Origin of the sequence: Craurococcus roseus, from assembly GCF_039523795.1 — a bacterium.
Classification (GTDB): domain Bacteria; phylum Pseudomonadota; class Alphaproteobacteria; order Acetobacterales; family Acetobacteraceae; genus Craurococcus; species Craurococcus roseus.
On sequence record NZ_BAAAFZ010000074.1, the window covers coordinates 1 to 19,617 of the forward strand.

The 19,617-nt window shown below is 75.1% G+C and carries 14 protein-coding genes and 1 pseudogene; 8 read left to right on the forward strand and 7 right to left on the reverse strand.

The features are described from left to right. A partial coding sequence (locus tag ABD067_RS21735) for an MFS transporter (RefSeq protein ID WP_408871585.1) occupies positions 1 to 1,534 on the forward strand: 1,534 nt, incomplete at its 5' end. Positions 1,535 to 1,719: 185 nt separating this feature from the next. Next, on the forward strand, positions 1,720 to 3,450 hold the full coding sequence (locus ABD067_RS21740; RefSeq protein WP_343897503.1) for an HWE histidine kinase domain-containing protein: 1,731 nt from the start codon (positions 1,720 to 1,722) through the stop codon (positions 3,448 to 3,450). Positions 3,451 to 3,509: 59 nt separating this feature from the next. On the opposite strand, the gene ABD067_RS21745 is transcribed toward ABD067_RS21740, so the two are convergent. Together ABD067_RS21745 and ABD067_RS21750 are read right to left on the reverse strand one after the other, a co-directional pair. Further along, positions 3,510 to 6,602, reverse strand: coding sequence for an efflux RND transporter permease subunit (locus ABD067_RS21745; protein ID WP_343897504.1), 3,093 nt, complete (start codon positions 6,600 to 6,602; stop codon positions 3,510 to 3,512). Between the two features lie 16 nt (positions 6,603 to 6,618). Next, a complete protein-coding gene (locus ABD067_RS21750; protein WP_343897505.1) occupies positions 6,619 to 7,764 on the reverse strand; it encodes an efflux RND transporter periplasmic adaptor subunit in 1,146 nt (381 codons plus the stop codon). Positions 7,765 to 8,100: 336 nt separating this feature from the next. Here ABD067_RS21750 and ABD067_RS21755 point away from each other — a divergent pair, with 336 nt between their 5' ends. Both ABD067_RS21755 and ABD067_RS21760 read left to right on the forward strand, forming a co-directional pair. Next, a complete protein-coding gene (locus tag ABD067_RS21755) occupies positions 8,101 to 8,223 on the forward strand; it encodes a hypothetical protein (RefSeq protein WP_343897507.1) in 123 nt (40 codons plus the stop codon). After that, positions 8,220 to 8,717 (forward strand): YaiI/YqxD family protein, encoded by a 498-nt coding sequence (locus tag ABD067_RS21760; RefSeq protein WP_343897508.1) that lies wholly within the window; start codon positions 8,220 to 8,222, stop codon positions 8,715 to 8,717. The genes ABD067_RS21755 and ABD067_RS21760 overlap by 4 nt, the downstream gene beginning before the upstream one ends. 9 nt (positions 8,718 to 8,726) lie before the next feature. Here ABD067_RS21760 and ABD067_RS21765 read toward each other — a convergent pair whose 3' ends face one another. The 3 genes from ABD067_RS21765 to ABD067_RS21775 form a co-directional block, all read right to left on the reverse strand. Further along, positions 8,727 to 9,194 (reverse strand): hypothetical protein, encoded by a 468-nt coding sequence (locus tag ABD067_RS21765; protein WP_343897509.1) that lies wholly within the window; start codon positions 9,192 to 9,194, stop codon positions 8,727 to 8,729. An 82-nt stretch (positions 9,195 to 9,276) separates the two neighbouring features. Then, positions 9,277 to 11,337 (reverse strand): YjbH domain-containing protein, encoded by a 2,061-nt coding sequence (locus ABD067_RS21770; RefSeq protein WP_343897510.1) that lies wholly within the window; start codon positions 11,335 to 11,337, stop codon positions 9,277 to 9,279. Positions 11,338 to 11,498: 161 nt separating this feature from the next. Continuing rightward, positions 11,499 to 12,167, reverse strand: a complete 669-nt coding sequence (locus tag ABD067_RS21775) for an alpha/beta hydrolase (protein WP_343897511.1) — start codon at positions 12,165 to 12,167, stop codon at positions 11,499 to 11,501. A 98-nt stretch (positions 12,168 to 12,265) separates the two neighbouring features. On the opposite strand from ABD067_RS21775, the gene ABD067_RS21780 reads away from it, so the two are divergent. Next, positions 12,266 to 12,982: an NUDIX domain-containing protein gene (locus tag ABD067_RS21780; protein ID WP_343897512.1), complete on the forward strand. Its 717-nt coding sequence runs from the start codon at positions 12,266 to 12,268 to the stop codon at positions 12,980 to 12,982. Here the strand turns inward: ABD067_RS21780 and ABD067_RS21785 are convergent. Further along, the gene (locus ABD067_RS21785; protein ID WP_343897513.1) at positions 12,979 to 15,825 is read right to left on the reverse strand and encodes an SLBB domain-containing protein; all 2,847 of its coding nucleotides are present in this window, start codon (positions 15,823 to 15,825) and stop codon (positions 12,979 to 12,981) included. The two genes, ABD067_RS21780 and ABD067_RS21785, sit on opposite strands and share 4 nt — an antisense overlap. Before the next feature lie 286 nt (positions 15,826 to 16,111). On the opposite strand from ABD067_RS21785, the gene ABD067_RS21790 reads away from it, so the two are divergent. Both ABD067_RS21790 and ABD067_RS21795 read left to right on the forward strand, forming a co-directional pair. Beyond that, positions 16,112 to 17,689, forward strand: coding sequence for a heparinase II/III family protein (locus ABD067_RS21790; protein ID WP_343897514.1), 1,578 nt, complete (start codon positions 16,112 to 16,114; stop codon positions 17,687 to 17,689). Then, complete coding sequence (locus ABD067_RS21795) at positions 17,679 to 18,617, forward strand: hypothetical protein (protein WP_343897515.1); 939 nt, start codon at positions 17,679 to 17,681, stop codon at positions 18,615 to 18,617. The genes ABD067_RS21790 and ABD067_RS21795 overlap by 11 nt, the downstream gene beginning before the upstream one ends. Here ABD067_RS21795 and ABD067_RS26510 read toward each other — a convergent pair. Beyond that, positions 18,571 to 19,068, reverse strand: a complete 498-nt coding sequence (locus tag ABD067_RS26510) for a transposase (protein WP_408871586.1) — start codon at positions 19,066 to 19,068, stop codon at positions 18,571 to 18,573. The two genes, ABD067_RS21795 and ABD067_RS26510, sit on opposite strands and share 47 nt — an antisense overlap. Between ABD067_RS26510 and ABD067_RS21800 the strand changes: the two are divergent. Next, a pseudogene (locus ABD067_RS21800) lies at positions 18,964 to 19,617 on the forward strand (hypothetical protein); the annotation flags it as partial. The gene ABD067_RS26510 and the pseudogene ABD067_RS21800 overlap by 105 nt on opposite strands.

The window sequence follows — 19,617 nt, forward strand, 5'->3', positions numbered from 1 at the left end:
CGCCGCGGGAGCGCCCCTCGCCACAGTCGCGGCCCAGGTGGCGTCCGCCGACGGCGCGACGGGCGGGCCGCCGATCGGCACCATTCCCGCCGCGGACGCGGCGACGGCCCCGGCCGACGAGCCCCGGCGCGTTGCCGACCCGCGCCTGGTGGCCGCCATCGTCGCCAGCGCGCTGTTCATGCAGAACCTGGACGGTTCCGCGGTCACCACCGCCCTGCCGTCCATGGCCCGCGACCTCGACGTGGAGCCGGCGCGGCTCGGCGCCGCCATCACCGCCTACCTGGTCTCCCTTACCGTGTTCATCCCGCTCTCGGGATGGGTGGCGGACCGCTTCGGCGCCAAGCGCGTGTTCATGGCGGCGATCGTCGTGTTCACCGCGGCGTCGGCACTTTGCGCGGCGTCGGGGAGCCTGCCGGCGCTGGTCGGGGCGCGGGTGCTCCAGGGCTTCGGCGGCGCCATGATGGTGCCCGTCGCCCGCCTCCTGCTGCTGCGGCAGGTGCGCAAGGACGAGATGCTCTCCGCCATGGCGTGGCTGACGATGCCGGCCATGCTGGGGCCGGTCAGTGGCCCGCCGCTCGGGGGCTTCCTGACGGACGCCTTCGGCTGGCACGCGGTGTTCCTCATCAACCTGCCGATCGGCGCGCTCGGCCTCGCGCTGGTGGCCTGGAAGATTCCGCGCATCCCGCCGCGCGACCCGGGGCCGCCGGACGTGGTCGGCCTGGCCCTGGTGGGCCTGGCCCTCGCGCTGCTGATGTTCGGGCTGGAGACGCTCGGCCGCGGCGTCGTCCCGAAGCCGCTCCCGGAAGCGGGATTCGCCGCCGGGCTGCTGGTGGGCTGGGCGGCGGTGCGCCACTGCCGCCGGGCGGCGCGTCCGGCCCTCGACCTCTCGCTAACGCACGTGGCGACGTTCCGGCAAGGGGCGCTCGCCGGCAGCCTGTTCCGGATCGGCGCCGGCGCCACGCCGTTCCTGGTGCCGCTGCTGCTGCAACTGGGCTTCGGCAAGAGCGCGTCGGAGGCGGGGCTGGTTTCCTTCGCCACCGCGCTCGGCGCCTTCGCCATGAAGCCGCTGGCGCGCCCGGTGCTGCGGCGCTTCGGCTTCCGCCGGGCGCTGGTCGGCGGCGCGCTGCTCTCGGCGGCGGGCGTGGCGGTGCTCGCCGCGCTGTCGCCGGCGTGGCCGGTGGCGGCGATCTTCGCCGTGCTGGCGCTGGGCGGCCTGTTCCGCTCGCTCCAGTTCAGCGCCCTGAACGCGCTGGCCTTCGCCGATCTGCCGGCGGAGCGCCTTTCGGCCGGGACCAGCCTGTTCGGCACGGTGCAGCAACTCGCGCCGGCGCTCGGCGTGGTGCTGGCGACGGCGGCGCTGGAGGCGAGCGCGGCGCTGGCGGGGCGCCACGCGCTCGGGATCGGCGACTTCGCGGCCGCGTTCCTGGTGGCCGGCGCGGTGATCGCGGCCTCGGCGCCGTTCCACGCGCGCCTCGCGCCGGACGCGGGGGCCGCGGTGAGCGGACACCGCTCCGGGGCGCCCGGGTCCGGGTGAGGGCGGCGGCACCGCGGGGCGGGTGGCGGTTCGGGCGCATTCCCGCGCCCGGCATCTGTTCCCGCCCGGCGCCGGTCCGGTCGACCCGTGGCCGCTCCCCGCTCCGCACGGTCGCGGGAATCCCCACGCGCTGAAACGGCTTTCAGCCGCCGGCGTTCGGGAGCGGACACATGGGGAAGGCTGCTTTGACCGGGCCGACGTCGGACGAGAACCAGGAATTGCGCGGGCAGCAAACCGCCTTGGCCAGGTTCGGCGAACTCGCCCTGAAATCCCACGACCTGGACGAGATCCTGACCGAGGCGTGCCGCTTGGTGGGGGAGGCGCTCGGCACCGACCTGGCCAAGGTCGTGGAACTGCAAGAGGACGGTGAAACCCTCCTGGTGCGCGCCGGGATCGGCTGGAAGCCGGGCGTGGTCGGCCAAGTCGCGCTCAAGCTCAGGGACGGCACGTCCGAGGGCCACGCCATCAAGACCGGGGAGCCGGTGATCTCCTCCAACATCGACGATGAGGACCGCTTCGAGTACGCGCCATTCCTGAAGGAAAACGGCGTCAAGGCGATGGTGAACGTCCTCATCATCGGCGCCGACGACCACCCGCCCTTCGGCATCCTGCAAGTGGACAGCCGCAAGCCCCGCGAATTCTCCGAAAGCGACATCACCTTCCTCCGCGGCTACGCCAACCTGCTCGCCGCCGCGGTGGACCGCCTGCGGGTCGTCGCCGCGATGCGCGACAACAACCAGGAACTCGAACGGCGGGTGGCCGAGCGCACCCGCGAACTCACAGAGGCCAACCGCAAGCTGTGGGCCGAGGCCGAGGAGCGCGAGCGCGCGGAGCGAGCGTTGCGCCAAGCGCAGCAGATGGAGGCGCTGGTCGAGCACCTGCCGGTGGGCGCCGGTCTGGTGGACCGGTCCGGGCGGATCATGGCCGCCAACCCTGAACTCCGCCGCCTCCTGGCGCGGCCCGTGATCCCTTCCTTCGAAGCGGCCCCTCCCGGGGAATGGGTCGCCTTCCACCCGGACGGGCGGCGCGTCGAGGCCCGGGACTATCCCGGCGCGCGGGCGCTGCGGGGCGAGGTCGCGCTCAACCAGGATTTCCTCTACCGCGACGGCGCGTCCAGCGGCGGACGCTGGCGCCGCGTCAGCGGCATCCCGATGCCCAGCGAGGACGGCGGCGTCGCGGCGGCCCTGGTGCTGATCGCGGACATCGACGAGGAGAAGCGGGCGACGGACCGCCAAACGTTGCTGACGCGGGAGCTGGACCACCGCGCCAAGAACATGCTGGCGGTGGTGCAGGCGGCGTTGCGGCTGACGCGGGCCGACGACCTGGCCGGATTCGTCCAGGCGATAGAGGGCCGCGTGGCCGCCCTGGCCCGCGCGCAGACGCTCCTCGCCAAGGACCGCTGGGCCGGCGCCGACCTGCACGCCATCCTGCGCGGCGAACTGGCGGCGTTCCTCGACGGCGGTTCCGGCCCGCGGGCCGAACTGCGCGGGCCGCCGGTGGCGCTGCCGCCGGGGGCGGCGCAGCCCTTGTCCATGGCGGTCCACGAGCTGGCGACCAACGCCGTGAAGTACGGCGCTCTGTCGGCCCCGGCCGGCCGGGTCTCGATCTCCTGGCGGGTCGGGGGCGCGTCCGGCGGCGTTCTCGGGCTGCGCTGGGTCGAGAGCGGCGGCCCCCCGCCGAAAGGGCCTCCGGCGAAGCGCGGCTTCGGGTCGCGCGTGCTCGAAGGCACCTTGCGCGGGCAACTCGGCGGCGCGGTCTCCATGGAGTGGAACGGGGACGGGCTCGCGTGCGAGATCGAGGTGCCCCTCGGCCGGGCGGAGCGGATCGTCGGCGACGACGCGGCCCTGGCCGGGTTCGAGGCGCAGGAACCGGCGGAAGCCGACCGGGAAGAAGGTGTCCCGCGCTCGTCGGGCTGATGCCCGCGCCTCGCCGCGCCGGCCGCCGATCGGACCGGCCGGCGTTCCGCCACGCCCCGCTACTCCGCGGGCGCCGCCGCTTCCGGGGCCCGCCGCCGGCGCGTTGTGAGGCGCCGCGCCAGCCCGTCGAAGCCGAGGTAGAGCACCGGCGTCACGAACAGCGTCAGCACCTGCGACACCGCCAAGCCGCCCACCACCGCGAGGCCCAGCGGCTGGCGCAGCTCCGCCGCGGCGCCCCAACCCATGGCGATCGGCACGGCGCCGGCGCCGGCCGCGAGCGTCGTCATCATGATGGGCCGGAAGCGCACCAAGCACGCCTCGCGCACGGCGGTGAAGGCGGGGCTGCCGGCGCGCTGGCGCTGGAGCGCCACGTCCACGATCATGATGGCGTTCTTCTTCACCAGCCCTATCAGCAGCAAGACGCCGATCACCGCGATGACCGACAGGTCGAGGCCGAACAGCCACAGCGTCGCCAGCGCGCCCAGCGCCGCCGCCGGCAGGCCGGAGAGGATGGTGAGCGGGTGGATCAGGCTCTCGTAGAGGACGCCCAGCACCACGTACATGATCAGCACCGCCGCCAGCACCAGCAGGCCCTGGCCGGCGACCGCCTCCTGGAAGATCTGCGCGGCGCCGCTGAAGCCCGTGACCACCGAGGGCGGCATGCCCATCTCGCGCTCGACGGCCCGTATCGCGTCCACCGCGTCGCCCAGGGCCACGCCGGGCGGGGTGTTGAAGCCGATCACCACCGCCGGGAGCTGGCCCTGGTGGCTGACGTTCAGCGGCCCGGAGCGGCGCTCGATGCTCGCCATCGCCGAGAGCGGCACCAGCCGCCCGGTGTTGGAGCGGATGTAGAGCTTGGCCAGCCCGCCCTCGTCGCGCTGGTCCTCCGGCAAGGCTTCCAGGATCACCGGGTAGGCGTTGGCCTGGCCGTAGATGGTGGAGATCTGCCGGGCGCCGAAGGCCGAGAACAAGGCTTGCCGCACCTGCTCCACCGTGACGCCGAGCGCCGTGGCGCGGTCGCGGTCCACGTTCACCTGCACCACCGGGCTGTCGAGCTGGAGGTCGGTGTTCACGTCCTGGAGCAGCGGGATGCGTTGCAAGCGCTGCTCCAGCCGGGGCGCCCATTCGTACAGCTCCTCCAACCGCAGCCCTTGGAGGGTGTAGATGTACTGGGTGCGGGCCTGGCGGGCGCCGAAGGAGATGTTCTGGACCGGCGTCAGGAACACCCGCAGCCCCGGCGTGGCGCCGGCCGCGCGGCGCAGCTCCTGGATCACCTCGCCCACCGGCGGCCGCTCGGCGCGGGGCTTCAGCTCGATGAACATGCGGCCCTGGTTGATGGACACGCTGCCGCCCTGCGTCCCCAGGCTCGACACCACGTGGACCACGTGGGGCGAGTCCTTGAAGGTCCCGGCCAGCCGGTTCTGCATCTCCGCCATGGCGTCCATGGAGGCGCCGCGCGGCCCTTCCGTGCTGACCGAAAGCAGGCCGGTGTCCTCGATCGGGAAGAAGCCCTTGGGGATGGTGAACGCCATCCAGCCGGCCGCGGCGATGGAGCCGAGGAAGACGAGCCAGACCAGCGGCCGGAGGCGCAGCGCCCGGTCCAGCAGCCAGGCGTAGCCGCGCTCGAAGGCCCGCAAGCCGCGCTCCAGGCCGCGGTCCACCAGCCCCGGCCGGTGCACGACGCGGAGCCGGCTGGCCATCAGCGGGGTAAGCGTCAGCGAAACGACGCAGGAGGCGAGCACGGCGAGGGAGACGGTGGCGGCGAAGGCGTTGAACACCCGGCCCACCACGCCGCCCATCAGCAGGATGGGCAGGAACACCGCGATCAGCGAAAGGGTGATGGAGATGATGGTGAAGCCGATCTCGCGCGCGCCGCGGATCGCCGCTTGGAGGGGCGCCATCCCCTCCTCGATGTGGCGCACCACCGCTTCCAGCATGACGATGGCGTCGTCCACCACCAGCCCGACCGCGATGGTGAGGCCGAGCAGGGTCACGTTGTCGATGCCGTAGCCCAGCGCCCACATCAGCCCGAAGGTGGCGGCGAGGCTGATCGGCACCGCCACCGTCGGGATCAGGGTGGCGGACAGGCGGCGGAGGAACAGGAAGCACACCAGCACCACCAGCCCGATGGCGATGACGAGGCTCTCCTGCACGTCGTGGACGGCGGCCCGGATGGAGGTGGAGCGGTCGAACATGACGTCGACCGAGGCGCCGGGCGGCAGGGCGGCCAGGAGGGCGGGCAGGCTGGCGCGCACGCCGTCCACCACGTCCACCGTGTTGGCGTCCGGCTGGCGCAGCACCGCGAGGGTGAGCGACCGCTGGCCGTCGCGCCAGGAGGCGACTCGCTCGTTCTGCACGCCATCCACCACCTCCGCCACCTCGTTCAAGCGGATGGGCGACTGGGCGCGGCCGCCCACCACGAGGTTGCCGAAGGCTTCGGCGTCCTGCGGCTGGTCGTTGGCGCGGAGCGTGAGCTGCTGCCGCTGGCCCTGGAGCAGCCCGACCGGCGTGTTGGAGTTGGCCGCCGCCACCGCCTGCTGCACTGTGTCGAAGGCGAGGCCCATGGCGGCGATGCGATCCGGGTCGAGCCGGATGCGCACGGAATAGAGCTGCTCGCCCCAGGTCTGCACCTGCGCCACGCCGGGCACGCGCGACAGGGCCGGGGCGATGATGGTGCTCGCCACGTCGTTCAGCCGGTAGAGCGGCAGGTCGCCGCCGGTCAGCGCCAGCAGCACCACCGGCGCGTCGGCCGGGTTCACCTTCCGGTAGGAAGGCGGGTTGGGCATGTCGATGGGCAGGCGCCGCTGCGCCCGCGTCAGCGCCGCCTGCACGTCCTGCGCCGCTGCGTCGATATTGCGGCCCAGCACGAATTGCAGGGTGATGTTGGTCGTGTCCTGCCCGTTCGTGGAGGACATCGACTCCAGGCCGGCGATGGTCGAGAACTCGCGTTCCAGCGGCAACGCCACGCTGGTCGCCATGGTCTCGGGGCTGGCGCCGGGGAAGTTGGCGAAGACGGAGATGACCGGGAAGTCCACGCGCGGGATCGCCGCCACCGGCAGGCGGGTGTAGGCGATGATCCCGGCGATCAGGGCCGCGATAGAGAGCAGCCAGGTCGTCACCGGACGGCGGATGCAGAATTCCGAGATGTTCATCCGGCCGTCCCTGGCGTCATGGTTTGCTGGAAGAGACGCGCTGGGGCGACCCGGCGACGGCCGGCGCCGCCCGTTCCACCACGCGCCAGCCGTCCGCCACCCGCTGCGCGCCGTCCGTGATGGCCTTGTCGCCTTCGGCCAACGGCCCGCGCACGACGGCACGGTCGCCCACGGTGCGGACCAGCTCCACCGGGCGCCGGCGGGCGGTGCCGTCCGGCGCCAGCACGAAGACGAACCGCCCCTGCTGCCCGGTCTGCACCGCCGCCGCGGGCACCGAGATCGCCTCCTCCTGCCGCGTCACCAGCGCGACCTGCACGTACTGGCCCGGCCAGAGCTTCATGTCGGCATTGGGGAAGCGGGCCTTGAGCAGGATGGTGCCGGTGTTGGTGTCCACCGAGCTGTCCACGAACACGAGTTCGCCTTCGGCGGCCGGGGCGCCCGGCTGGTCGGGGCGGGCGCGGACATGGGGCGGGCGCTCCGCCATCGCCGCCTTGATCTCGCCGAGCCAGCGCTCCGGCACCGCGAACTGCACCAGGACCGGGTCGATCTGCGTGATCGTCGCCAGCGGCGTGTTTTCGCCCGCGCGCGCCACGTTGCCGACGCGGATGGGCAGGGCGCCGAGGCGCCCGTCGATCTCGGCGGTGATGGTGGCGAAATCGAGGCTCAGCTTGGTCTGTGCGATCTGGGCCTCGGTGGCCCGGACGGTGGCGGCCGAGGCCGCGGCGTCCGCCTGCGCCTGCTCGAAGCGCTGCTGGGACGCGAAGCTCTCGCCGCGGAGCGACTGGTAGCGCTGGGCGTCCGCCTGGGCGCGGACGGCCTGGGCGCGGTCGCGCGCCAGCGTCGCTTCCTGCTGCGCCAGGACGGCGCGGGTCAGGCGCGTGTCCAGCGTGAACAGCGGCTGGCCGCGCCGGACCATCTGGCCCTCCACCACGTGGACCTGCTCGATCTGCCCGTCCACGCGCGGGCGGACCGAAACGACGGACTCCGCCGCCACCACCCCGTTGGCGATGACCTCCACCGGCACCGGCCCGACCCGCACCGGCTCGGTCGCCACCGGGACCGGGGCGCCGCCGGGCTGGGCACGGGCAGGCGCCGCCGCGCCGGGCAGGGCCAGCCAGCACAGGAGGAGTACCAAAAATGGGAGGAAACGCGGGTTTCGCATCAAACCTTCCAACGTCGCGGGACCTATATGGACCCCGATCCTCTGCGCGGCGAGGCTCGGTTACGCATGGTTACACCTACAGGGGCGTCAACGAGGGGCCGAACCTCCCCGGCGGTCCGGTAGGGCGACCACGTTATCGTTACGCCTTGTTCCATCGGGCTCGCCAGCGTTATGCGATCGGGCCGTCCTTTTTGGACCCTGCCGGCGGCCCGTGCCGATGATCGCGCCCCGGCCGGCAGCGACGCTTCACGGGACTGTCCCCGGGCGCCGCTCGAAGCCGAAAGGCGTTCCATGATGCGGAAGGTTCGCCGCAGCGGTCGCCAAAAAGGTTGCGGCGTGCTGGAACCGACCACCGGCGAGCAGCGCCGCGAGGCGCACGCGTTCTATGTCGCGCGGGGTTTCGGGCGGCCGGCGCTGCGGTTCGGGCGTTCGCTGGACGAGGCGGGGACGCGGCTGTGACAACGACGATCTACGTGGACGGCGACGCCTGCCCGGTGCGCGAGGAAGTGTTCCGCGTCTCGGGTCGGCTCGGCCTGCCGGTGCGGGTGGTGAGCAACGGCTCGCGCCCGGCGCGCCCGCCCGGCCTGCCGCTGGTGGAAACCGTGGTGGTGGCGGAGGGCGCCGACGCCGCCGACGACTGGATCGCCGAGCGCATCGGCCGCGGCGACGTCTGCGTCACCGCCGACATCCCGCTCGCCGCCCGCTGCCTGGAACGCGGCGCCCGCGCCCTGTCGCCCAAGGGGCAATCCTGGACCACGGACAATATCGGCGGCGCGCTGGCGGGGCGGGCGGTGGCGCGCGGCCTGCGGGAAGCGGGCATGGCCACCGGCGGACCCGCGCCGCTGACCCGCGCTGACCGCTCCCGCTTCCTGTCCGCGCTGGACGCGGAAGTGGCGGCGGCCGGGCGGGACGCCACGGCCCCGCCGCCGCGCCCCTGGGTGCCCTTCGAGTAAGGAGCGCCGTTACATGCCCGGGCCGCGCAACCGCTCGTGCGAGGCGGGGCGGAGCACCGGGCTCGGCACCTGCGCCACCGGCGCGGGCGGCGGCGCGGCGGGATTCTCCACGAGGTCGAGCCTCACCTCGGAAGGATAGCGGTTGTTCGCGCCCGAGGCGGCGTCCACGACAACGCCGACCACGCCGCCGGCGATGACGTTGCCGAAGGTCGCTCCGGTGAACTTCGACGAGGCGGCGACGGTGGCGGGCTGGTAGCCCTCCTTGGTGCAGGTCACGTTGAGGTCGTGCCGGCTCTTCCCGATGCGGACGCTGCCCGGCGTCGTGGCGACGGCGGCGACCCGCTCGCCGTTGCGGTCCACCGTGCAGGTCGCGCCCGCCGGGTTGGTGGAGAGCGTGACGGTGTCGCTGGTGCCCTCCACGACGGTCGCGCAAGCCGGCAAGAGCGCCACCAGGGCGAGCGCGGCGAATCCCTGCATTGTCCTGAAGCCCCGATCGTTGCGATGAACCATCGTAACATTTTTGTGTTAACGTCGCAACAATCGCGTCGAGGGCCGCCCGCTACCGCAAAAAACCCATGAACCCCCGCTGGAGCGCGTCCGCCCGGCCGTCGCGCGCCACCTCCCAGAGCGGGTTGTCCACTGCCAAGCGCTGGCCGCCGTCGCGCTGCACCGGCCGCACCGTCGCCGACGCGCGCGAGGCCGTTTCCGGCCCGAGCAGTTGCAGCGGGAAGCGCAGGTAGATGCCCTTGTCGAAGCTGCCCTCGCCGAACCGGCTGAAGGGCACGTTGGTGAAGGTGGCGAAGCCGCCGACCTCAATGCCGCTGGCGAAGCGGCGCCCAACCTCGACCGTGCCGCCCCAATCGCCGGCGAGGTAGCGCCCGCCGCGCAGCACGCCGTAGAGGTTCCACCAGGGCAGGTCGGCGTAGAGCGAGAGGTGGCCGGTCGCCACGCTGTAGCCGAGCGTGGAGAAGCCGCCGTCGTAGGCGCGCTGCGCCACCCAATTGAGGTCGAGGCCGAGCGCGAAGGGCTTGGCGTGCGGGCGCCACAGCGCCTCGGCCGACACGCCGGCGAACATCGGCTCCAGCAGCCCGGCGGTGACGCGGGCGAACACGTCCGGCGCCGGGGTCCAGATGCGCTCGCCGTAGAGCGTCGGGATGGAGGTGCGGCCCTCGCGCGCGTAGCGGGCGAAGTCGCTGCGGACGCGGGGCAGCTCGCTGTCGCTCGGCAAGCCCTCGTCGAGGTTGCCGGCCAGCGTCCGCGCCGCGCTGCCGGACACGGCGAAGCCTTCGCCCAGGCCGACGCGCGCGCCCGCGCCGATCCCGGCCTGCCAGCGGAAGCCGGTCTTGGGGTCGCCGAACAGCACCGAGAGCCGCGGCTCCACCGCCCAGGCGAGCGACGGGCCTTCGAGCGGCGCTTCGGCCTCCGCCGGAAGCAGCGTCGAGGACGCGAGCACCTCCTCGGCGCTGCCGTGGCCGCTCGCGGCGGCCTCCATCGCGGCGCGCGGCAGCACCAGCCGCGCCACCGTCACGCCCTGGCGGCGCCATTCCAGGCGCAGGCGCTCCACCTCGGGCGGCAGGTGCGGCTGCGCGGCCCGCGCGACGCGACCCGCCGTTTGCGCGAGCGTGGCGTAGCGGCCGCCCTCGACGGCGATCCGGGCCTCGTCGCCCTCCACCGCGATCCGCACCGGGCGGAACCCGGCGGCACGCAGCGCGGCGGGAAGGCCCTCGGGCCGGCCTTCGTCGGGGCGGGCGGCCATCGCGGGCGGCGCGGCGCGCGGCAGGTCCGGCGGGCGGTCTGGGTCCATCCGCAGCGACAGGCGCAGCAGCAGGTCGGTGCCGTGGACGAAGTGGACGCCCGCGTCCACGTAGGGGTTCGGCTGCCATTGCAGGCCGAGGTTGAGGCGCGATGCCGCCTTGCCGCGCAGCCCCGTCGTGCGCGCCGGGTAGCCGCCGCGCTCGTCGCGCAGCGCGTCGCCCGACCATTCGACCTTGGCGCGGAGGCCCTCGATGCCGCCGAAGGGCGAGGGCAGGGGCGGCACGCTCCATTCCAGGCCGCCGAACACCGCCGCGCGCCCGCCGCGGAACACGCTGCCGAGGTTGGGCGTGCCGCCCGCGCCGACGTCCCGGCGCCGCTCGCCGAATCCGTCCCACAACGCCTCGAACGGGTTGCCGATGTCCGCGCCGGTGCCGAGCCGGCCCCAGCCGAGGCCCAGCGACACGTCCACGTCCCAGAACCGCTTGGAGGCGACGACGTACTCGCCGGCGTAGAGGCCGGTGCCGATCACGTCCTGCACGCCGACGGCCAGCGCCGGGCGCCACGCGTTCTCCTGCCAAAGGCGCAGCTTCAAGTCGAAGGCGCGGTCGTTGCTGATGCCGCGCCCGCGCGTCGCGTCCAGCCGGTCGGTGAGGCGGAACGTCGTTTCCAGGAAGGGCAGCGCCTGGAAGGACAGGAACCACGAACGCCGCTGCCGCCGCCACGCCGCGCCCGCCTCGACCGTGCCGTCGGGACGGAAACGGGCGTTGCGCATTTCGATCAGCCCGGCGCCGCCGAGGTCGCTCCCGGTGGCGGGCGGTTCTTGCGCCCGGGCCGGAACGGCGAGGGCGGCGGCGGCCAGCGCCAAGCCCCGCCATGGGGCCCGGCGCGCATTCGCCCTTTGTCGCCGTAGAAACGGGTGTGCTGACGTAACCGGCAAAAATGCAGTGCTGCTCTGATCTGGCGCCTACACGCGCGGCGTGCAGCATAGCAGTGATTTCGCCTATAAGTTAAGTTTCTAATGAATTTTCATCGCATGTGCGATGCTGCCCGTGGCCGCGGCGCGTCAGCCTTCGGCGAGCATTCCGATAGCCTCCGAAGCGAGTTCGGGCGGCACGAAGTGGCCGCCGTCGAACTCGCGGTGCGGACCTCGTAACCGGCGGCGCGCAGGCGCGGCACAAGCCGTCGGCTGCACGCCCCGATCGGCAGCACAACGTCCGCGACGCCGTGCGAAACGAAGAGGCGCGGCCGGCCGACGGGCGCGGGCGGCGCGGCGAAGCCCGGCGAGAAGGCGAGGGCGTGGGTGAACAGGTCGCCGTTCCCGAGCGCCAGCGACACGGCGTAGGAGGCGCCGTCGGAGAAGCCCGCCAGCGCCACGCGCCGCGGGTCCACGCGGCGGCGCCCGAACACGGCGCGCAAGGCCGCGTCGGGGAAGGCGACGTCCGGCCCGTAGGCGCCCAGGATCACGTCCCAGGTCGGGCCGCGGCTTTCCGGGGCCAGGATCAACGCCCCGGGCGCCGCGGCCTCGACCAGCCGCAGCGCGCCCGTCGCGTGCCCGCCGGCGCCGTGGAGCATGACGACCAATGGCAGGACGCCGCCGTCCCCGGCGACGTTCGGAACCCGCAGCAGCCCGTCCCGGCGCCCGCCGAGCCCGAGCGCGTGCAACCCCGGCGGTTGCGGCGACCGGTCGTCGGTCACGGGCAAGGCGGGGCGCGCGAGGAGGCGGCCGCGCGTGGCGGCGGCGACGGCGTTCGCGTCGTCGAGAGGCTTCGTGTCGGCCCTGGCGATGGGATGCGATGAGGCGCACCCGGTGGAACGCCGCCGCCGCCGCGCCGTTCGCGGGACTCCGGCGCGACGCGCGCGCGTCGCGGTGCATCAGGCAGGCCGAAGGGGAAGCGGGCATGGGCGACGAGGTCGAGATCAAGGCGGTGGAGACGCTGGCCGAGGACCGCTACCCGCTCCGCCGGTACAGCTTCTCCCACCGCCGGCGGGACGGGGCGCGCCAGGACCTCCGGCGCGAGGTCTACGCCATCGGCCCGTCCGTCGTGGTGCTGCCGTTGGACCCGCGGCGCTCCACCGTGCTGCTGACCCGCCAGTTCCGCCTGCCCGCGCAGGTGAACGGCGACGAGCCGCGGCTGATCGAAGCCTGCGCCGGCAACATCGAGCAAGGCGACGACCCGACCGGCACCGCCCGCAAGGAGGCGGAGGAGGAGATGGGCTGCGCCCTCCGCGAGCTGCGCGAGGTCTTCGCGCTCTACATGAGCCCCGGCGTCACGGCGGAGAAGCTGCACTTCTTCATCGCCGAGTACGAGCCCGGCGAACGGTCGGGCGAGGGCGGCGGCCTGCGCGAGGAGGGCGAGGACATCGAGGTGCTCGAACTGCCGCTGGCCGAAGCCTGGGCCATGGTCGGCCGCGGCGGGATCGTGGACGCGAAGACCGTGCTGCCGCTCCAGCACCTGATGCTCGTCCGCGGACCGGGCGCCTCCTCCCCGCCCCCGCCGGCGCAGCCCTAACGCGCCGAGCCCGTCCGCACGATCACCGCCAGCGCCGCGGTGGAGAGCGCGATCTGCGAGAGCACCTGCGTCGCGTCGCGCAGGAAGCCCCAGTTCTCGTAGGGCGAGGGGTCCTGCGGCACCACCACCAGGCTGCCGGGCGGCACCGGCGGCCCGCCCGCCTGCCAGGCGCCCAGGCCCGCCGGGACGGATTGGCCGTTCGGCAGCACCACGAAGGCGCGGCCCGGGTCGGCGAAGCGCTGCTCGCCGCCGGCCGCGCGCACGTAGTCGGCGGCGCGCCAGCCGGTGGCGAATTGCAGGCTGCCCGGGTTGAGCACCGAGCCCACCACCGTCACCTCGTTCGGGCGCTTCGGGATGGCGATCAGGTCGCCGGGCTCCAGCAGCACGTCCAGCTCCGGCCGGCCGGCGAGCAGCACCGGGTTGGCCTCCACCACCATGCGCCCGGCGGCGCGCGCGCCCCGGAGCGAATTCGCCAACTCGCGCCCTGCCGCTATGGCGCCGCCGAGATCGGTGCCGCCGCCCCCTCGCACGCCGGCGACCGCCTGCCCGGCCGCCACCTGCATCAGCCCTTGCTCCAGCTCGCGCGCGCTCCGCGCGAACCCTTCCTGCTGGCGGGCGCGCACGCTCTCGCGCGTGAACACCGCGCCGTAGGGGTAGGCTTGCGGCGTGAGGCCGCCGGCGCGCGCGATCACCTCCGACAGGCGCTCGCCGCGCCGGATGTCGTAGGAGCCGGGGCGCAGGAATTCGCCGGTGAGCGTCACCGGGCCGGTGTCGCGGTCGGCGAAGCCGCGCGGCAGGCGCACCGCGTCGCGCGGCGACAAGCGGATCGCGGCGAAGTTGCGCGAGCGGAGGTCGAGCGTCAGGCGCGTCAACGGCAGGGCGCCGGTGTTCTCCGCCGGCTCGCGCGACAGCTCCACGGTGGACAGGTCGGCGGTGTCCGCCGCGCCGCCCGCCGCGGCCAGCACGGCGTCGAGGCCGGTGTCGCCCGTGACGGGGTAGAGGCCCGGCAGCCCGACCTCGCCTGTCAGCAGCACCGCTTGGTCGAGCAGGAACGGCAACAGCAGCGGGTACTCGACGAACACCGCCGGGCAGGGGAGGCGGCCGATGTCGGGGAAGCCGCCGCTCCGCGCGTGGGCGAAGCGCCCGCGCGAGGCCCGCGCCGCCACGGCCAGCGTGGTCAGGGCAGGGCAGTCCGCGCCGGACGATGCCGCGGCGGGCGTTCCGACCGGCTGGGCCGCGGCGATGGGTTGCGCGCCGCTGGCCGGAGCCGTTTGAAAGGCGGGGTCGTCCGCTGCTGCGCCGCCCGCCTCGCCCCGCAGCGCTTGCTGCACGCCCGGGCTGGACAGCCACAGCACGTCCGCCTGCCCGAGCAGGACCACTTCGTCCCCCTCCGCGAGCGGCAAGTCGGCGCCGCCGCGCAGCACGCGGGCGAGGTCGAAGGGCAGGAAGCGGCGCGTGCGCGTGCGGGCGTCCGTGCGCCACACCACGCCCAGGCGCGGGTACGGGTCGGGCCGCACCAGCCGCGGGTCGGAAAGCAGCGCGCGCAGGCTGCCGCCGCGGCCGCCGCCGGCGGCGCGGGTCAGCGGCGCCGAAACGTGCCCGGCCAAGCGGATGCGGCCCGCCGCGACGTCCGTGCCGGGCTCCACCCGCAGCGCGTCGCCGCGGCGGAGCGCGTCGCGCGGGCCGATCTCGTGCAGGGAGCGGCGGCCGGCGCCGTCCGTCGTGTCGAGCACGAAGCGGTTGCCGGCCGGGCGCAGCGGCTGCCCGGCGAGCGCCAGCACGGCGGAAAGCGGCGCGGAGGCCGCGCCCGCCGGCAGCTCGTAGATGCCCGGCCGCGTCACCTCGCCGCCCACCGCGACCGCGCCGCCGAGCGGCGGCACCAGGATGCGCTCGCCCTCGCGCAGCATCAGGTCCGGCGCCGCGCCGCCCTCGCCGGCGACGACGGGGTAGAGGTCCACGATGCGCCGCGCGCCGCCCGGTCCCTCCACGCGGATCGCGCGGAGCGACCCGGTGCGCCGCACGCCGCCCGCCGCGGCCAGCGCGTCGAGCACGGACGAGAGCGAAGTGAGGGCCTGCACGCCGGGCCGCTGCACCTCGCCGCCGACGAACACCGCCATCTGCCGCAACTGCCCGAGCGACAGGAACACCTCCGACCCGCCGAGGTCGCGCATCGCCCTCGCTTCCAGGTCGGCGCGCAGGTCGCGCAACCGGCGGCCGGCGGCGGGGATCGGCGCCAGGTCCGGCACCAGCAGGGCGCCGTCGCGGCCCACGCGCAGCGACATGGTTTGGCGGGCGCGGCCGCGGAAGGCGAGCACGAGCTCGTCGTCGCGGCCGATCAGGTAGTCCTCGGGCACCGCGCCGAAGCCCTGTTGCGGCGCGAGCGGCGGCGCCGAGGCGGCGAGGCCGTCGTAGCCGAACTGGCGCAAGGGCGGCTTGCCGGCGTCCGGCGCTTCGCGGGCGGCGAAGAACGCCTCCGCGGGCGAAAGCGGTTCGGCGGGCGCCGCCGGCGGCGGCGGGGCGGCGACGGCGGGCCCGGGGCGCGCGAACGCTGGCGTCACAGGCGCCGGTGCGGGAAGCGCGTAGGATGGCGCCGGCGCGGGGCGGCCGGCGGGTGATTGGGCGCCGTCGAGGATGCGTTGCAGGATCTCCGCCTGCGCCCCCGGCGGCAGCACCGGCAGCGGCACGCCGCCCGGCAGCGTGGGGGGCAAGGACGGCGGCGACAGGAAAGGACCGTTCGGGCCGGTCTGCGCGTGCGGGGCGGAAGGCGACTGCACCAGCATCAAGGAGGCGAGGGCGCCGGCGCACAACCGGCGCAAGCGGGCGCGACGCGAGGACGCGGGCATGGCGAGCGAAAGGTCCCCGTTAGATACAACTATGCCGCGATCACTTTGCATTGATGTTCGCTTACACTGTATATAATATCGCAAAGCAATGGAAAAACGCGCCACGCACATGCAACTGTTGGGTGCTGTGCGGTGGCTGGGGCCGCGGCCCGTGCTGTTGGCCGCGTGGCATCGCAGCCCAGCGGGCCGGGCGCTGTCGGAACGCGCGCTGCGGGGCCGGCCGACGCCGTCAGTGGTCACTGGCGGGCGATGCCTGCCCGGCGATGCGCCGCCGGTGCCGCCTTCCGTGGCGCCACGCCATGCGGGGGAGGTGCTCGCCCGCGCCGCGCTGGTCGTGGCGGCGGATTGGCACGGCGGCTACGACCCTGCCGCGCCGGCGCTTGCTTTGGACCCATATGGGGCCGGGGACATACGGCCGGTGTGGGAGCGCAGCCGCTGGGCCGAACTGCCCCTGCTCGCGCAAGCGGCGCGGCTCGATCCCGGCGGCGGGCACCTCGAACGCGCGGAGGCGCTGGTCGCCGACTGGCTCCGCGCCAACCCGCCCTTCCGGGGGCCGAACTGGGTTTGCGGCCAGGAAGCGGCGCTGCGGGCGCTGCACTTCGCCCTCGCCCTCGCGCTGCTGGGCGGCGAAGCGGCACCGACGACGGCGGCGCGGGAACTGCTGGCGCTCCACGCCCGCCGCATCGCCGCCACGCCGGCCTACGCCGCGGCGCAGGACAACAACCACGCCGTGTCGGAGCCGGCGGGGCTGCTGGCGTGCGCCCTGCTGCTCGGCGACCGACGCGCCGCGGCACGGGAAGCGGCGCGGCTGTCGACGCGGGTGCGGCGCCTGGTCGCCCAGTGCGGCGCCTTCGCGCAGCTCTCCGCCGGTTACCACAGGCTGCTGCTCGACGTGCTCGCGGTCGCAACCTGGCTCTGCCGCCGCTTCGACGCCCCTTGCCTCGATGCCCCGGCGCGAGAGCGGGCCGCCGCCGCCGTGGCTTGGCTGCGCCGCGTGACCGATCCCGCGGCCGGCGCCGCGCCGCGGCTCGGGCACGAGGACGGCTCCGCCTTCGCCGACTTGTCCCTTGCCGGCCCGGCGGATGCGCGGCCCAGCCTGGAGCGCGCGGCGCGGCTGCTCGCGGGGCGCTCCGCAGGCTTCGTCGACGATCCCGGTTGCGCGTGGCTCGACCTGCCGCCGTGCCCGCCGATGCCGGTGGCGCCCCCAGATTGGGAAAGCGAGGGCATGCGGGGCTGGGCGGGCGAGGGCGGGGCGCGGGCGCTGCTGCGCACGGGGCCGCTGCGCTTCCGACCCGGCCACGCCGACCTGCTGCATCTCGACCTCTGGGACGGCCCGCTCAACCTGCTCCGGGACGGCGGCACCGGCGCCTACAACCCGCCGCCGGGCCGGGCGTGGTGGCACGCGCACCTGACCGGCACCGCCGCGCACAACACCGTGGAGTTCGACGGCGCCGACCAGATGCCGCGCTTGTCGCGCTTCCTGTTCGCGCGCTGGCCGGAGACGGGCCGGTTGCCGGAAGGGGCCTGGATGCGCGACCACCGCGGCAATCGCCATGCGCGCATGGTGCGCCGCGAGGGCCGGGCCTGGCTGGTCGAGGACCGCGTGTCCGGGGGGTTCGCCCGGCTCGCGCTGCGTTGGCGCCTCGCGCCGGACGGCGGGTGGCGCGGAACGGCGGACGGGGCGGAAGGGCCGCTGGCGCGCTTGACCGTGACCGCGGACGCGCCGCTCGCCTGCGCGCTGGAGCAGGGTTGGGAAAGCCCGGCCTACGGCGAGGTGCGCGCGGCGCCCGTGCTGGCGGCGCGGGCCGCGGCGCCGGTGTCGCGCCTGCTCACCCGCATCGAGCTGCCGGCCCGTGCCGCTTGAGGACCTTCTGCGCGTCCTGTGGCGGCGGCGGTGGCGGCTCTCGCTCTTGGCCGCGCTGCTGTTCGCGCTCGGCGCCGCGCCGGTGCTTCTGTGGCCGCGCTCCTTCGTGGCGCAGGCGGTGGTCGCGCCCGCCGAAACCACGGGCATAGCCGCCTCCGCCCTGCTGTCGCCGGCGCCGTTGCTGGGCACGGGCGCGCTGCTGGACACGCGGCCGGGCGGCAACTTCGCCGTCTACCTCGACGCGCTGCGCGCCCCGGAGGCCGCGGCCATGCTGGGGCGCGACACCGGCCTGCTGGCCTTCCTCGGCGCCCGCCGCGCCGCGGGCCCGCTCGGCGCGTTGCGGCGGGCGCTGGGGCTGCGGATCGAGGCCGACGCCGACGACGCTCTGGCTTGGCTGGAGCGCGGCTTGGCGGCGACGCAGGGCGTCGCCACCGTCACCTTCACCCTGTCCCTCGCGCACCCGGACCGCGCCGCGGCGCTCGACGCGCTGCGGCGGCTCCACGCCCACGCCGAAGCCAAGGTCCGCGCCGACATCGGCGGCGTGGCGTCGCGGCGCATCGCCGCCATCGAGGCGCGGCTGGCGGCGGAGCGCGACGTCTACGTCCGGAACCAGCTCTACGACCTCCTCGGCCAGCAACAGCGCGCGGCGCTGGTGGTGGCGGCGGACGAGGCGGTCGCGGCGCGGCTGGTTTCCGCGCCGACGGTTGAACTGCGGGCCTCCGTGCCGAACCGGGCGCTGCTGCTGGCGCTGCTCGCCGTGGCGGCGCCGATGGCGGCGCTGCTGCTGGGCGCCTGCGCGGCGTTGCTTGCGGCGGGCGGCGGCGCGCCGGTCGCGCGCGGCGGCCAAGAAGCCGCGGCCGTCGAGGCTTGGCAGCGGCTGCTCAACCGCCGCCGGCAAGAGCGGGCGCGCCGGGCGGGTGCGGAATGATCGACGGTCTCGTTCGGCGAGCGCGTTGCCACGGGGTTTTGTCCCGGAGCACGGCGAGGGGCCTGACGGGGGCGCCCCGCCCGCGCAGGCGGAGGTATGCGGCCTTGATCGCCGGGGTCGGGCGGACGGTCGTGAGCGCGCCCATGTGCATGGCGTCGCGCGCGGGCGTCCGGCCGCCGGCGACGGCGCGTCTGCCGCGCAAGGCGCCGCTGTCGCGGTTGGCGGGCGCGACGCCTGCTGAGGCCGCGATCCCCGTGTCCCGGGACGGCCCGCGCCGGTCCGATCGCCGTTCCGCCCGCCAAGCGGGGCGCCCGCGGCCGGCCCCTGCTTCCCAGCCGCCCGCACGATGACGACCGCGGCCGCGTGGCCCTCGGACGGCGCCGGCGCGCGCGGCGTCCCGTGGGACGCCTCGTTGGCGGGGGCCGCGGGCGCGTCGGTGGCGGCGCTGCACTTCGCCGGGGCGTTGAAGTCCCTGCCGGTGCTCGCCGCCTTGCCGTTCGACCTCACCGCCGGCGCGGCGGCGGCGACGCTGCCCTTGCTGGTCCTCCTGGCCGCGGCGCGGCGCTGGCGCGCCGACGCCGCCTTGGCCGCGCCGCTGGCCGGCTTCGCCTTGCTGCCGCTGTGGCTGGTGACGGCGGGGAGCTGGAGCGCCTCGGCCGCCGTGCTGGCGGAGAAATTACCGCAAGCCGTGCTGCTCGGCCCCGCGATGCTGGCCGCGGGCGTGCTGGTCGGAGCCGATGCCGCCGCGCGCCGAGCCATGTGCGCCGCGACCCTCGCTTTGGGATTGGCCGTCGGCGGCGGCGTCGCGTGGGGCGTGGCGACGGACTCGGTGGTGCTGGGCGGGGCGCCCGGCGCCGACCCGGCGCGGGCGCGGGTGCAGTACCAGATCGCCGGCCTCGCCATCGCCTGCGCCGCCGGCCTCGCCGCGGTGCGGGCGGTGGAGGCGCGCGGGGCCGTCGCGCGGACCGCGTGGTGCGCCGCTGCGGCGGCGCTGGCGGTC

Excerpts from the sequence above, each read along its gene's own strand:
- ABD067_RS21750 (WP_343897505.1), bottom strand. The coding sequence starts at position 7,764 with ATGCGAAACCCGCGTTTCCTCCCATTTTTGGTACTCCTCCTGTGCTGG.
- ABD067_RS21785 (WP_343897513.1), bottom strand. The coding sequence starts at position 15,825 with ATGCCCGCGTCCTCGCGTCGCGCCCGCTTGCGCCGGTTGTGCGCCGGC.
- ABD067_RS21765 (WP_343897509.1), bottom strand. The coding sequence starts at position 9,194 with ATGCAGGGATTCGCCGCGCTCGCCCTGGTGGCGCTCTTGCCGGCTTGC.
- ABD067_RS21745 (WP_343897504.1), bottom strand. The coding sequence starts at position 6,602 with ATGAACATCTCGGAATTCTGCATCCGCCGTCCGGTGACGACCTGGCTG.
- ABD067_RS21780 (WP_343897512.1), top strand. The coding sequence starts at position 12,266 with ATGAGGCGCACCCGGTGGAACGCCGCCGCCGCCGCGCCGTTCGCGGGA.